The 13996-nt window shown below is 44.8% G+C and carries 13 protein-coding genes; 8 read left to right on the top strand and 5 right to left on the bottom strand.

Features of this window, described 5'->3' with window-relative positions:
* Nucleotides 1–51: 51 nt before the first annotated feature.
* From MHI32_RS29255 to MHI32_RS29245, 3 genes are read right to left on the bottom strand one after another with little or no spacing between them, the layout of a single operon-like run.
* A complete protein-coding gene (locus MHI32_RS29255) occupies nucleotides 52–1443 on the bottom strand; it encodes an aldehyde dehydrogenase (protein WP_076124060.1) in 1392 nt (463 codons plus the stop codon).
* 40 nt (nucleotides 1444–1483) lie between these two features.
* Nucleotides 1484–2458: an aldo/keto reductase gene (locus MHI32_RS29250; protein WP_076278279.1), complete on the bottom strand. Its 975-nt coding sequence runs from the start codon at nucleotides 2456–2458 to the stop codon at nucleotides 1484–1486.
* Between the two features lie 36 nt (nucleotides 2459–2494).
* Complete coding sequence (locus MHI32_RS29245) at nucleotides 2495–3403, bottom strand: LysR family transcriptional regulator (protein WP_340011569.1); 909 nt, start codon at nucleotides 3401–3403, stop codon at nucleotides 2495–2497.
* Nucleotides 3404–3464: 61 nt separating this feature from the next.
* Here MHI32_RS29245 and MHI32_RS29240 point away from each other — a divergent pair, with 61 nt between their 5' ends.
* Nucleotides 3465–4355: a DMT family transporter gene (locus MHI32_RS29240; RefSeq protein ID WP_036682097.1), complete on the top strand. Its 891-nt coding sequence runs from the start codon at nucleotides 3465–3467 to the stop codon at nucleotides 4353–4355.
* An 86-nt stretch (nucleotides 4356–4441) separates the two neighbouring features.
* On the opposite strand, the gene MHI32_RS29235 is transcribed toward MHI32_RS29240, so the two are convergent.
* The gene (locus MHI32_RS29235; RefSeq protein WP_052097383.1) at nucleotides 4442–5542 is read right to left on the bottom strand and encodes an FUSC family protein; all 1101 of its coding nucleotides are present in this window, start codon (nucleotides 5540–5542) and stop codon (nucleotides 4442–4444) included.
* Between the two features lie 309 nt (nucleotides 5543–5851).
* Between MHI32_RS29235 and MHI32_RS29230 the strand changes: the two genes are divergently transcribed.
* The 7 genes from MHI32_RS29230 (at nucleotide 5852) to MHI32_RS29200 (ending at nucleotide 13070) form a co-directional block, all read left to right on the top strand.
* Nucleotides 5852–6961: an ABC transporter ATP-binding protein gene (locus tag MHI32_RS29230; RefSeq protein WP_036682445.1), complete on the top strand. Its 1110-nt coding sequence runs from the start codon at nucleotides 5852–5854 to the stop codon at nucleotides 6959–6961.
* Complete coding sequence (locus MHI32_RS29225) at nucleotides 6951–7763, top strand: ABC transporter permease (RefSeq protein ID WP_036682096.1); 813 nt, start codon at nucleotides 6951–6953, stop codon at nucleotides 7761–7763. Before MHI32_RS29230 ends, MHI32_RS29225 begins: the two co-directional genes overlap by 11 nt.
* A complete protein-coding gene (locus MHI32_RS29220; RefSeq protein WP_076099717.1) occupies nucleotides 7753–8586 on the top strand; it encodes an ABC transporter permease in 834 nt (277 codons plus the stop codon). Before MHI32_RS29225 ends, MHI32_RS29220 begins: the two co-directional genes overlap by 11 nt.
* The gene (locus MHI32_RS29215; protein ID WP_076132686.1) at nucleotides 8583–9656 is read left to right on the top strand and encodes an ABC transporter substrate-binding protein; all 1074 of its coding nucleotides are present in this window, start codon (nucleotides 8583–8585) and stop codon (nucleotides 9654–9656) included. Before MHI32_RS29220 ends, MHI32_RS29215 begins: the two co-directional genes overlap by 4 nt.
* Before the next feature lie 169 nt (nucleotides 9657–9825).
* Nucleotides 9826–10500 (top strand): response regulator transcription factor, encoded by a 675-nt coding sequence (locus MHI32_RS29210; RefSeq protein ID WP_076191697.1) that lies wholly within the window; start codon nucleotides 9826–9828, stop codon nucleotides 10498–10500.
* The gene (locus MHI32_RS29205; RefSeq protein ID WP_076278281.1) at nucleotides 10497–11864 is read left to right on the top strand and encodes a HAMP domain-containing sensor histidine kinase; all 1368 of its coding nucleotides are present in this window, start codon (nucleotides 10497–10499) and stop codon (nucleotides 11862–11864) included. The genes MHI32_RS29210 and MHI32_RS29205 overlap by 4 nt, the downstream gene beginning before the upstream one ends.
* Before the next feature lie 225 nt (nucleotides 11865–12089).
* Nucleotides 12090–13070 carry an alpha/beta hydrolase gene (locus MHI32_RS29200; RefSeq protein ID WP_076191702.1) on the top strand — a complete coding sequence of 327 codons (981 nt, stop codon included), beginning with the start codon at nucleotides 12090–12092 and terminating at the stop codon, nucleotides 13068–13070.
* A 66-nt stretch (nucleotides 13071–13136) separates the two neighbouring features.
* Here the strand turns inward: MHI32_RS29200 and MHI32_RS29195 are convergent, their stop codons facing one another.
* Nucleotides 13137–13958: a class I SAM-dependent methyltransferase gene (locus MHI32_RS29195; RefSeq protein ID WP_076124053.1), complete on the bottom strand. Its 822-nt coding sequence runs from the start codon at nucleotides 13956–13958 to the stop codon at nucleotides 13137–13139.
* Nucleotides 13959–13996: the final 38 nt, after the last annotated feature.

Raw genomic sequence — 13996 nt, 5'->3', positions numbered from 1 at the left:
TTACCCTGATAAGCAGCAAACCTCCCGATCATGGGAGGTTTGCTGCTTTGTTTATTTCATTACTTTTCGAACCAGCTTCACTTTATTGCCATAAGGTGGATATACGATTCCGAGGTCGATCCGTGTGCCTCGCTTGACGATGCTTTTACGATGGGAGAAGACCTCAAAGCTATACTTCCCGTGATAACCCCCGATTCCTGAGTTTCCTACTCCACCAAACGGAAGATAAGTGCTCGCCACATGTGAGATCGTATCATTGATACACCCTCCCCCGAATGAGACCCGGGACAGCACCTCATGTTCTACACTCTTATCCTCCGTAAATAGGTATAGTGCCAGTGGCTTTGGATGTTCATTAATACTCTGAATGGCCTCATCCAATTGATGATATTCCAATATTGGGAGGATCGGACCGAAGATCTCATCTTCCATAGCAGCATCCGTCCAAGTGGCAGGATAGATTAAAGTAGGCTCAATATAACGTTCTTCTGGCACGATGGTGCCGCCCATAATCACCTTGCTCTGATCTCGCGCAATGAGGTCAGCAAGTCTTTGCAGCTGGCGATCATTCACGATCCGGCCATAATCTGTATTAGGCTGTGCATCCTGACCGTAGAACTCAGTGATGTGATGTTTGAGTTTGGTGATCAATTCTTTGGCAATATCCTTGTGGACCCATAGATAATCCGGTGCGATACAGGTTTGGCCCGCGTTCAGCAGCTTGCCCCAGACAATCCGTTTCGCTGCAACATCAAGATTAGCGGTCTTATCAACAATAACCGGGCTTTTCCCGCCAAGCTCCAAGGTTACAGGCACTAAATTTTTCGCTGCCGCTTCCATTACGATTTTGCCGACAGGCACACTGCCCGTAAAGAAAATATAATCAAACTTGGCGTGGATCAGCAAATTAGTGGTCTCTTTTTCCCCTTGAATTACGCGGATATACTGCGGCTCGAAGGTCTCTTGAATAAGCTGTTCAACCACGGACGAGATGGCAGGTGTGCTCTCAGATGGCTTGAGGACAGCGCAGTTACCAGCGGCAATGGCGCCGATCAGGGGCTCAATCAGCAACTGAAATGGATAATTAAACGGGCCAATAATGAGCGTTGTGCCGTAAGGCTCACTTAAAATATAACTTTTTGCAGGAAATAAGTGCAGCGGCGATCGAACCTTTACAGGCTTCGCCCAACGCTTAAGATGTTTCATCATGTAGCCGATACTGTCCAGCGTAAAGCCGATTTCTGTGGCATAGGCTTCGAACTCACCTTTTCCTAAATCCTGTTGTAGTGCGGTGATGATACGTCCTTCGTATTGTTTAATAATATTCTTAAGCTTGAGCAGCTGCTGGAGACGAAAAGAAACCTCCTTAGTTACGCCGCTATTAAAAAAATTCTTATGCTCTTCAAGCATTCCTTGAATGCTGTCAGCTGTATAGGTTGTCATTAATCTTTCCTCCATCCTTGTAAGAAGTTAGAGCATACGACTATGGGAGCCGGTAAAAAGCGAACGGCTCGCGATAACGGAAGGAATCACTGGCTTCATCCAGCTTGGCCGAAGTTTCTTCATTAAGTACAAGTGAGGTACTAAGCAAATTTTGTTCCAGCTGTTCCACACGTGTAGCCCCGACAATAACCGTCGAGACGGCAGGCCGATTCATAAGCCAAGCTAAGGAGAGCGCGGTAGATGAGGTTTCCATTTCCTCAGCAATTTGACTCACTTGGCTTCCGAGCTTGATCCGGTCAGCATCAAGGAATCTTTTGAAATTAGGATCGGTATCTGCTCTGGACCCCGATGGCGCTGAGTCGCTTGTATTATATTTGCCTGTGAGAATCCCGCCAGCTAGTGGAAAGTATGGAATGATCCCTACACCTTGATCCAGGCAGAGCGAAAGGAGCTCATTCTCCGGTGTCCGGTCTGCTAAGGAGTAGCTGCACTGAATTGAAGTGTACTTGGTGAAGTTGCGTGCTTCACTAATCCCAATCGCCTTCATTAATTGCCATGCTGTATAGTTGGAGGCCCCGATATAACGGACTTTCCCCGAGGATACCATATCGTCCAAGGTTCGTAAGGTTTCTTCAAGCGGCGTATAGGGATCAAAGGTATGAATCTGGTATAGATCGATATAGTCCGTCTTAAGGCGGCGAAGGCTATCTTCAAGCTCCTGCAGCAAATGGCGACGGGAGGAGCCGCTACCGTTAGGACCCTCATTTTTGACTAAACCTGCTTTAGTTGCGAGAACAGCCTCATGTCTCCTACCTTCCAAGGCCAGACCGATGATTCGCTCGGATTCTGAGCCAGCGTAAATATTAGCAGTATCTATGAAATTAATTCCATGATCGAGCGCAGCATGTACAATCTGAATGGAGGTCTCTTGATCCGCACGTTTGCCGAAAGCGTTCGTTCCCAGTCCTAATGCGGATACCTGTAATCCGCTATTTCCAAGTCTTTTAAAGTCCATCTTCAGCACTCCTTATCATCTATTAATTAATCCATTTTATTTTTGAGTGAAAAGATCCAGCGCTGTCTCAATGAAGAGCTTTACAGCAATTGAAGTGTCGGCAAGCGAGCTGACCGCAATTTGGATATCTCTATAAGCATCCGGTTGCAGCTCACGGGTAACCACATTTGGAGGCAGAGATAACAAGGACAGTTCAGACATCACGCCGATCGCCAGTCCCTCCTGAACCATATTAAGAGCTGTTGCAAAGTTATTAACCACATATTTTACATTCAGATGGCTATTACTTCTGCGGAATAGCTCTACAACAGGCGGTTCATATCCTGCTTTGCAAATCAACATGGGCTCGTTCGCTAATTCCTGCACACATACAATGGATCGCTTTTGCAGGGGATGGTCATCTCTAAAAACGGCAAACAATTTCTCTCTATATAATGGAATGGTTTCGAATTCTGCACTGGGAGCGAGCAATAAGCCAACATCAATTTCTTTTGAATCCAGCCATTCTCTGACTTCAGCGATAGAACCCTCCTGTAAGCTAATCGTAATATTTGGATATCTTTTAGTGATAGAGCTAATAATCTTCGGTAGAAAATGAGCCGATGCCACAGGGAAAGCTCCAATGCGGATACTTCCTTTTTCAAGACCTCTCTCCGCGTAAATCTCCTGATTGACCTTATCAAAGCCCATTAGAATTTCACGGGAAATAACAAGAATACGTTTGCCGATATCCGTAAGCATCAGGCCATTACGCCGGTCTCGAAGCAAGAGCTTCACGTCTAATTCGGCTTCGAGGGACGAGATCGCCCGGCTGACCGCAGGCTGTGTCATATTCAGTTCTACACCAGCTTTAGTAAAGCTGCCGCTTTCGGCGATTTTGACGAATAAACGAATTTGAGTATTGTTCATAACAAATATGATATGCCCCTTATGATTATTATTCATTTCATTTATGCTCTTGTTTATTGTATCATTTGTGATGAATCTACACCAAGGAAGTGAACAAATGAATCAGCAGAAGAAAAGTATGATCCTTCTTATTTTTTTGGTGATTGTATGGGGCATTAATTGGCCTATATCCAAAATCGCCTTAGACTATGCTCCACCTCTATTATTTGCAGGTATTCGAACCGTCGTAGGCGGTATTATTCTGATTCTAATTGCACTGCCCAAGGTGAAGGAGCTTCGCTTCAAGCAGCTCTGGCCGATCTATCTGATCTCGGCGGTACTTAGTATTGTGTTCTATTATGGATTTCAGACAATTGGCTTGCAGTATGTTCCGGCGGGATTGTTCTCATCGATTGTATTTTTGCAGCCTGTATTGTTAGGTATTTTTTCTTGGCTGTGGTTAGGTGAGAGCATGTACGGGCTTAAAATGGCTGGTTTGCTGCTTGGCTTTCTCGGGGTAGCCTCTCTTAGTATCGGCGGAATTAATGGGAGTATCTCCATATGGGGAATTGTGTTGGCTTTAGCCAGTGCCTTAAGCTGGGCATTAGGAACAATATATATGAAACGGAATGCTGTACGTGTGGATATGCTGTGGATGACGGCTATGCAAATCACGATCGGTGGCATCATTCTGCTACTTTCGGGATCAGCTACGGAGAAATGGTCGGATATCACCTGGAGTGGAACCTTTATTGTGGATACCTTGTTTATCGCAATCTTTGTTATTGCTCTGGGCTGGCTAATTTATTTCAAGCTGATTAACGAAGGAGAAGCAGGAAAAGTAGGTTCATTCACCTTCTTGATCCCCCTGATCTCGATAGCAACCAGCGTAGTTTTTTTGAAAGAGCAGATTACCATAAACCTTGTGATCGGATTATTGCTGATTGTCAGCAGTATTGTACTGGTAAATGTGAAGATAGGGCGTGCTGCCAAACAATCAGTCAGTTAAATTTGTTGGATGGTTGTAGTAACCAATCGTGCTAAAGGGCATTATGTCTAATAGGGATTGAACATAAAAAAAGGACACTCCCAAGCTTAGAGCTTCTGGGAGAGTCCTTTTTTAATTAAGCGTATAGCGCGTGTGATTTCAGCTGTTGAAGGCCGAGCTGCAACTACGTAAGTAGCAGAACTAGCGCGTTCCACTTCTTCGAGTACCCGGTTTAAGTGACTGAAGAGCGCTCCTAGATCACGAACTGATGACAGTGAGCACCGTCCTTGCAGTTCAGAGAAGCTGGCCGCCTGCAAGTCGCGGGCACGATGCAGACAATCTGTAAGTGAACGTTGGCATTCAGCCTTGGATAAGGTCTTGGTACCATAAACAGCTATACAATCGGCTGTTGCCTCCAGCACTTCCAGCATCCAGTCAGAATTGGCATGATGTGCTGGCAGCAAGCAAATATCGTCGGCAATTTCTTTAACATAGGAATGAATGGTCTTTAGATGTGCTGTGGCTTGTATAAGTCCCTTTAGATCACCACGACACTGATAGTGAGCAATGGTATAGAACATTTCCTTCTGTTGTTGATTGCTGGCAGACAGCAGTTTACCTGCTTGCTCCAGCATATTATTATCCTTTGATGAATCTCTTCTTATGCCTACGAGACCTTTTAAAGCATCCGAAAGTAGAAGGCTTCCATCGAGTGCCAATGCTTTTACCTTGACGAACCTGTTCGGTGGAACGATAATCATATTGATGATCAAGGCAATGAGCACACCAATAAAGGTTTCGGCGACTCTCCACAGCACGTAATCATTGTGATAAAAGGTAAGGGCCAGAACCGAGGTCACCCCCACCTGCGAAACCGCTTGGATATTCATCCGACAGGCTGTGGCAATTCCAATCCCGATGAGCAGAATTAGCAGAATGGAAAATGCACCTACATCGAAGAATTGGCCTACAATCAGGCTGACGATTCCGCCGATAATAATGCCGATCAGGCGGTAGATTCCTTTTTCAAGTGAAGCCTTCACACTGGCTTGAGTAATTAGAATGGCTGCAAGCGGTGCAAAGTATAAATATTGGTCACCATATAAACTGTGTACGGCTACCCAGGATAGTGATGCGGCAAGCGTAATTCGTATCATGTAAAGCGAGAATCCATATTTTTCAAGGCGGTCTAGTAACCCCTCGTTCATTATCATTCATCTTCTTTCGCAAAAATAAGAAAACCACACTGGCTTTTCAGTTCGTTTTCATTATAGCACCTCAAAAAGGGCAGGGAAGACTGGACTTTTTACAAACTTGTTAAGTTTATGCTTAGCATTTAACAATGTAAGCTATCGCATATAATGGTACAATCTAATATGCTATATCTATTGGAGCGTCGAAGGAGAGGGAAAATTGTCGCTTATTAGCGCTGAGCATACTCATTTCGATTGTTCTCCGCAAGATGCGGGTAAAATAGTATTGTATTACTAAGGTAAGGGAGGTTGTTAGCTATAGCTATTCAGGAAGGTACCATCATTTCATTTGAAGAAGTTACTAAGCAATATGACGACGAAGATCCGGTGTTAAAAGGAGTCAGCTTTGAGATAGAGCGCGGCAAATTCTATACACTACTTGGTCCATCTGGCTGTGGTAAAACGACTATTCTTCGATTGATCGCCGGGTTCGCTGAGCCAACGAGCGGTTCTATTTATTTAAATGGAAAAGTAATTAACCACATTCCCGCCAATGAGCGGCAGGTCAATACGGTATTTCAGGATTACGCATTGTTTCCACACCTGAACGTATTCGAGAATGTGGCTTTCGGACTGCGCATTAAGAAGCTTAAGAAGGATGTTATCACGAAGAAGGTGCAGGAAGCGCTAAGCTTCGTTAACCTTGTGGGTTATGAGCAGCGTGCGATTAACGAAATGTCCGGCGGTCAGCGCCAGCGGGTTGCCATTGCCCGGGCGATTGTGAATGAGCCACAGGTTCTACTGCTGGACGAGCCTCTATCGGCGCTAGATCTCAAGCTGCGCACGGAGATGCAGTACATACTGCGGGAAATGCAGCAGCGGTTAGGCATTACCTTTATTTTTGTAACGCATGACCAGGAAGAGGCACTCGCGATGTCCGACTGGATTTTTGTCATGAATAAAGGAAAAATCGAGCAAAGCGGCACCCCTAACGATATTTATGATGAGCCGATTAACCGTTTTGTGGCGGATTTTATTGGCGAATCGAACATTGTGCCGGGAGTTATGATCGAGGATTATCTGGTGGAGTTTAACGGCCGCCGCTTCGAATGTTTCGATGCCGGGCTTAAACCGAATGAATCCGTAGAGATTGTTATTCGTCCTGAGGATTTGGAAATTTCTACGCTGGAACAGGGTAAACTACGTGTGCGGGTTGATTCCCAGCTGTTCCGGGGCGTGCATTATGAAATCAGCTGTTATGATGAATCCGGGCATGAATGGCTTGTGCATTCTACACGTAAGGCGACTGTAGGCAGTGAAATTGGCCTTTATTTTGATCCGGAAGCGATTCATGTTATGCGTTTCGGTGAAACGGAGGAAGAATTCGACAGACGTCTGGAAGCTTATGGCGAGGTGGAGAGTCATGAAGAATAAGGGCAAATCGTACTATCTCATCCCTTATTACCTCTGGATCGCATTGTTTGTAATTGCACCGGTAGTGCTTGTCATCTATTATTCGTTATTTGATTTGGATGGCCATATTACTCTGGATAATTACGTCAGTTTCTTCACCCCTGTATATTTAAAAATGACGCTGACCTCGTTCTGGTACGCGTTTCTGATTACAGCATTCTCTTTGCTGGTTGCCTATCCGGCGGCTTATCTGTTGACGAGAACCAAACATAAGCAGCTGTGGTTATTGCTGATTATTTTGCCGACATGGATTAATTTGCTGCTAAAAACCTACGCTTTTATAGGGATATTCGGGACATTTGGTCCGATCAATAATTTCTTTGATCTGCTTGGAATCGGAGAACAGCAAATTCTGTTTACGGGCTTCAGTTTTGTATTTGTATCTGTCTATATTTTTATTCCGTTTATGATCCTGCCGATATACAGCGCTTTGGAGGATTTGAATTTATCCTTGCTGGATGCGGCACGTGATTTGGGGGCTTCGGGCTGGACCACGTTTAGACGTGTTATTTTTCCGCTGACCATTTCGGGAGTACGCTCAGGCTGTATGGCAGTATTCATACCTGCGCTGTCCCTGTTTATGATCACCCGTCTGATTGCAGGCAACAGGGTCATTACGCTGGGCACCGCAATCGAGCAGCATTTCCTGGTCACTCAGGACTGGGGCATGGGTTCTACAGTTGCAGTGTTTCTGATTGCCATTATGGCGCTGTTTATGATTATCACAGGCGGATCGCGGAAAGGGGCGCGGAATGAGAAATAAAAATGGATTCTCTAACCTCTACCTAGTTCTGGTGTTCATTGTTCTGTATGCTCCTATCTTCTATTTAATGTACTATTCGTTCAACAGTGGGGGGACGATGCATAAGTTCGAGGGCTTCACGCTGGATTACTACCGTGAGGTGGTCCAAGATAAGCGCCTGATCATCATCGTAATCAATACGCTTGTGATCGCGCTGCTATCCTCGGCTATTGCGACCCTTATCGCTATTATTGGTGCGCTGGCCATTAAAAGTGTGCAGAATCGCCGCGCCAAGAACACCTTGCTGTCTCTGAATAACGTGCTGATCGTCAGTCCAGATGTCATTATTGGTGCTTCGTTCCTTATCCTGTTCACCATAGCTGGCATCAAGCTGGGTTTCGCGTCTGTTCTGCTTTCACACGTTGCATTCAGCGTGCCGATTGCTGTATTGATGATTTTGCCGCATCTACAGGAAATGAGCCCTACATTGACGGATGCAGCCCGTGATCTTGGGGCAAGCCGTAAGGATGTGCTGACTAAAGTAATCTTGCCGATTATTAAACCAGGGATATTCAGCGGATTTTTTATGGCGCTTACGTATTCACTGGATGACTTTGCGGTTACGTTCTTCGTAACAGGCAACGGTTATTCGACGTTATCGGTTGAGATATACTCTAGAGCCCGGCAAGGGGTGTCGCTATCGATTAATGCGCTGTCGACAATGATCTTCCTGTTCACCATTCTGCTCGTGGTTGGTTATTACTTCCTGACCCTTAAGAAAAACCGTCATAACACGGCAGAAGCTGTGGCGGAGCCTGTTGCAGAAGCGGGGGTGCCTAGATGAAACAGCTGATAAATGCTTTTCTGGCGATCCTTATCACGGCATTTGCGCTCATGTACTTGGGCTCTTGGATGAATTCGAGAGAGGGATATTCGGGTGGAAACACATTGACTATCTATAACTGGGGCGACTATGTCGATCCGGATCTATTGAAGGAATTTGAAAAAGAGACCGGCTTAACAGTCATTTATCAAACCTTCGATTCCAATGAAGCTATGTTGACCAAGGTTGAGCAGGGCGGAACTACCTTTGATGTTGTAATCCCTTCGGATTATGCCATTGCCAAGATGAAAGAAGAAGATCTGCTCATCCCGCTGGATCATAGCAAGATTTCGAATCTAAAGAATATTGATTCACGCTTTATGGACCTTTCGTTTGATCCGGGTAACAAATATTCTGTGCCATATTTCTGGGGGACCGTCGGGATTATTTTCAATCCGGAAATGACTAAAGGCATGGACTTCACCAGCTGGGATTCTCTTTGGGACAGCAGACTGCATAATAACATCTTCCTGGTGGACGGAGCCCGTGAAGTGATGGGCATGGCCTTGAACAGCCTGCATTATTCCGTTAATGACAAGGATGAGGCACATCTGCAGGAAGCACTGACTAAGCTCAACAAGTTGTCTCCTAACGTGAAGGCGATTGTCGGTGATGAGATCAAGATGCTGCTGGCAAATGAAGAAGCTGCGGTTGGGATTGTCTGGTCCGGCGATGCTTCCGAGATCATGGACGAGAATGATAAGCTGGATTATGTAGTGCCGGAAGAAGGCTCGAACAAATGGTTTGATAACATGGTTATCCCTCGGACAGCGAAAAATGTGGATGGAGCGCATCAGTTCATCAACTTCATGCTCCGCCCAGACGTTGCTGCTAAGAATGCAGAATATGTAGGTTATTCCACGCCTAACATTCCTGCGCTGGAGCTGCTTCCTGAGGAAACTTCTGAGGATACCCGGTTCTATCCACCTGCTGAAATTACGGACCGGCTTGAAGTATACGATAACCTTGGCAAACGGATGCTCGCTCATTATAATGAGCTGTTCCTAATGTTTAAGATGAATAAGAAGTAAGCTGACTAAAGCTAAAGCGAAACGACATTAAGAGCGTCTACATACGGGTAACCGTGTTAGACGCTCTTTTTCGGTTTGATCATCGTGTAACCTCAAGACAACAGACAGTTTAGCCGAAAGTATAATATAGTATAATAGTAAGAATGGACAACAGGAAAAGAGGAAACGAATGCCTACTATACTGGTTGCTGACGACGATGCGAACATTCGCGAACTTGTCTGTTTATTTCTCCGCAACGACGGATTCGAAACAGTTGAAGCTGTGGATGGCAAGGAAGCGCTCGCCGTATATGCTGGAACACATGTCGATCTTGTCGTGCTGGATATTATGATGCCAAATATGGATGGTTGGATGCTTTGTAAGGAGCTCCGCAGAGCTAATCCTGATCTTCCATTACTTATAGTGACTGCCAGAGGCGAAACCTGGGAGAAAGTGAAGGGCTTCGAATTAGGCACGGACGATTATTTAACTAAACCTTTCGATCCGTTAGAGCTGACGGTTCGTGTTAGGTCATTGCTGAAACGATATCGGATTGGCTCCACGCAGATGATCCAAATTGGCAATGTCATCCTTGATCGACAGACCTATAAGGTGATGAAAGGCACGGAGTCATTTGCCTTACCCCTTAAGGAGTTCGAGTTGCTGTACAAGCTTGCTGGAACCCCTGGACAAGTCTATACGCGCGAGCAGTTGATCGATCAAATTTGGGGAATTGATTATACTGGAGATGATCGGACGATTGACGTGCATATTAAACGCCTGCGTGAACGGTTTGCGACTACCCCTGATTTTCGTATTGAGACGGTGCGTGGACTTGGCTACAGGCTTGAGGTGTACGAATGATTAGATCCATATATACACGCGTTGTACTGACCTTCTTAGCCTCCGTAATCGGGGGCACAATCATTGCTTTGTTTGTGGCAACTTGGGTATTCGAAGATAAACTGAACGAGAACTCGCGAATTCCCTTATTGCATTTTGGGCAGGATATTGTCAGGGTTTACGAGACCTTCCCATTTCGTGAAGCCAACTCTTTCGTAAGTGGAATGAAGCAGCTTGATTCCTACCACATCCGAATTTTCGACGAAGCGGGTAAATTCCAATCTTACGGAACGCTTAATGGGCACAAGCCGGTCCCTGTAACTATGGAAGAAATAAAAAAAGTTCTCGCAGGAGAAGTATATCAACCTCATAACAGGAATATTTCTGCGCTTCTCCTAGGCTTACAACTGAGAACGGAAGACGGCACCAAAGCGATGTTTGTGGAGACGCTTAATCCCCCTTCCGTCACTGCCAGAAGGAACTTGGTATTAAATTTCTTGCTCTATTCATTGATAGCTGGAAGCCTCTTGATTCTGGTAGCTGCAATGTTCTTAGTCAGACCGATCAAGAAGCTAACCAAAGCGACCAGAAGAATAGCAGCTGGTGATTTTAACGTCGAGCTGAATATTAAGCAAACCGGTGAGCTAGGTACCTTGGCTCGCAGCTTTGAAGAAATGATGCACGATCTGCAGCAGCTTGAGCAGATGCGTAAGGAGTTTGTATCCAATGTGTCGCATGAGGTCCAGTCTCCGCTCACCTCAATATCTGGGTATGCGATTGCGCTCAAGCGAGTAGATCTTGCAGAACAAGAGCGAAATCGTTATCTGGATATTATTATCGCTGAAGCAGAACGGATGTCTAAAATGAGTGACAGCCTGCTGAAGCTGAGTTTATTAGAATCGCAGTCCCAACAGCTACGGCTAACTACATTCAATCTGGACGAACAGATAAGAAGAGTAATCGTAGCGATTCAGCCGCAATGGTCAGCTCGTAACATCAGCTTCGACCTTGATCTAAAGCCTATTATCCTACTGGCTGATTATGACCTGTTAAGTCAGGTATGGACCAATCTCCTTGGCAACAGCATCAAGTTTTCTAAGGATAACAGTGTAATTAACGTCAGCCTCAAACAAGATATCAACAACGTGACCGTTCGGGTAACAGACACTGGCATCGGGATTTCACTTGAGGATCAGCAACGTATATTTGAACGGTTCTTTAAGGCTGATCGATCCCACAGCCGTAAATATGGTGGCAGCGGGATGGGACTTGCCATTGTTAAACAGATCGTAACGCTTCATAAAGGGGATATCCGCGTGGAAAGCGAACCTGGCCAAGGAACGACCATCGTTGTCACCCTCCCAATTATAGCGCCGACAGAGTAATTAGCTTCCAGGCGGTGCCTTGCGAGGGCTTGAATGCATCCCGAATTTTTCATGCTACAGCAGTACAGGCAAGTTTTCTTGTCTTGTGCTGCCGTAGCATTTTTTTTACCTGTTCATTTTCAGTTCATATTGTCGTCATGAGGGGTACATCTTTGTTAGTTATGATCTCATTAGCGAAACGTTAAGGGAACTTAATAAACAGATTAAAGACAGGAGAAGATGAGGGTGACACAACAAGAGGACAAAAAAACGGGGAATGGACAGAAAAAACATAAACTGCGTAACCTGTTGCTCAAAATATTAGGAGCAATAGTGATCGTGGTCGTACTTTTTCTAGCCGTTGTCTATACAGTTAATGTGATCAGCAACAAAACAGATCAGAAAAAAATACAGCACTATGGTCAGTTAGTCCCTGTTGACGGGAAAAATATGAATGTTTTGATTCAAGGAGAAGGTAAACAGACGATCGTGCTCATACCAGGCTTTGGAACAGGAGCGCCAGCGCTTGATTTCAAGCCGTTGATTGATGAGTTATCACCATTCTACAAAGTGGTGGCGGTTGAACCGTTTGGGTATGGACTCAGTGATGAAACGAAAAAAGAACGAACTACAGAGAATATCGTTAGTGAAATTCATGAAGCCGTTCAGAATCTTAACATTGACCAATACATTCTAATGGGCCACTCGATTGGAGGTATTTACGGATTGGAATATGCGAAGAAATATCCAAACGAAGTGAGTGCTTTTGTGGGTATTGATAGTAGTGTTCCGGAACAAGGCGGTATGGATGTTAAATTTCCAATTAAAAAATTAAAGCTGCTTAAAGATTCAGGGATTATAAGATTGGGCTTGCAATTAAGCGGTGACCCTTATGATGGACTGCCATTTGATGATGAAACCAAAAAACAAATGAAATTGATTTCGCTTAAAAATATGAACAATTCCACTACCTTAAATGAAATGGAACATATTTATCCTAACTTTGTTGCCTCCAGAGGCTTAACATTTGACAAGAATCTTCCCATTATCTTCTTTATACAAGCGAATAATACTACCGTGAAAGACTGGATTCCTCTACATGAAGGGCAAGTCAAGGATTCTGTGCATGGAAAAGTAATGACATTTGAAGGCGGACATTACTTACATCATTCAAAATCCAAAGAAATCGTAGAGAACCTAAGGGTATTCATGGAAGAAGTTAAATAAAAAGAAGAAAACGCTCCGAACTCCTCATATGAGGGGGCGGGGCGTTTTTTTGGTTGTGATCGAAGATTATTTGATGCCGATTCTCATTCGGTAGCTGATCAGAACCTCTAATGTTCTGCCTTTAAAATGCTGTTCAACTGCGGCGGTGTAATCGGCGATGTCTTGCTCAAGCAAGGTAGCGTCTAGTTTCATTACGGTTTGCACTCCCCCTTGACTTAGGGTTAAACCAATATATCGCTGGGCATCGCAGGACTCTAGGTTGTGGAATACGATTTCTCTGGCAAAAGAGAAGGCTCCACTAGCTTTGATCCGTGACAAATGACCTTCTTTGTCCCATTTATGTGCTCTCTCCTCATTAGGTAAAAGCGAAGCCAGCAATTCTTCTGTTTTGGAGATCAGCTGGTTGTATCGTTCTTCTACATTTTGCTGAAGAGATAAAGGCCAATCGCAATCGTAGGCGGCAAAGACTCCGCCTTTTTTTAAGACCCGGGAGATTTCTTGCAGTGTACTTTCAGGATCCATCCAGTGGAATGATTGCGAGCAGGTAACTATGTCTACACTATCTGATGCAAGCGGAAGCTGGTTAGAGTAGCCTTGCACAAAAGTAATTGATTGGGGTGCTTCTAATCTGCTAAGTTTATCGATTGCTTTTCCCAACATATCTGGATTGGGTTCGATACCGATTACGCGTTCTGCGACATCGTTCCAGAGAAAAGTAGACAAACCCGTACCGCAGCCTATATCTGCGACGAGTGAAGGGGTGGTACCTAGGTAATCTGTTAGCAATTTGATAATCATCTCAGGGGCTTCGGGACGGTAGCGGTCATATTCATTTTGAAACCCCAAAAAGCGGTCGATGTTTTGTTTGCTGTTTTTTTCAGGTATCATGTGATCCTCCCTCATAGATCATGTTTATAGGTCTATTG

The organism is Paenibacillus sp. FSL H7-0690 (assembly GCF_037980415.1).
GTDB lineage: Bacteria > Bacillota > Bacilli > Paenibacillales > Paenibacillaceae > Paenibacillus_AQ > Paenibacillus_AQ odorifer.
Note: the sequence above shows the minus strand (reverse complement) of the source record. Positions and strands in the feature narration are given on the sequence as shown.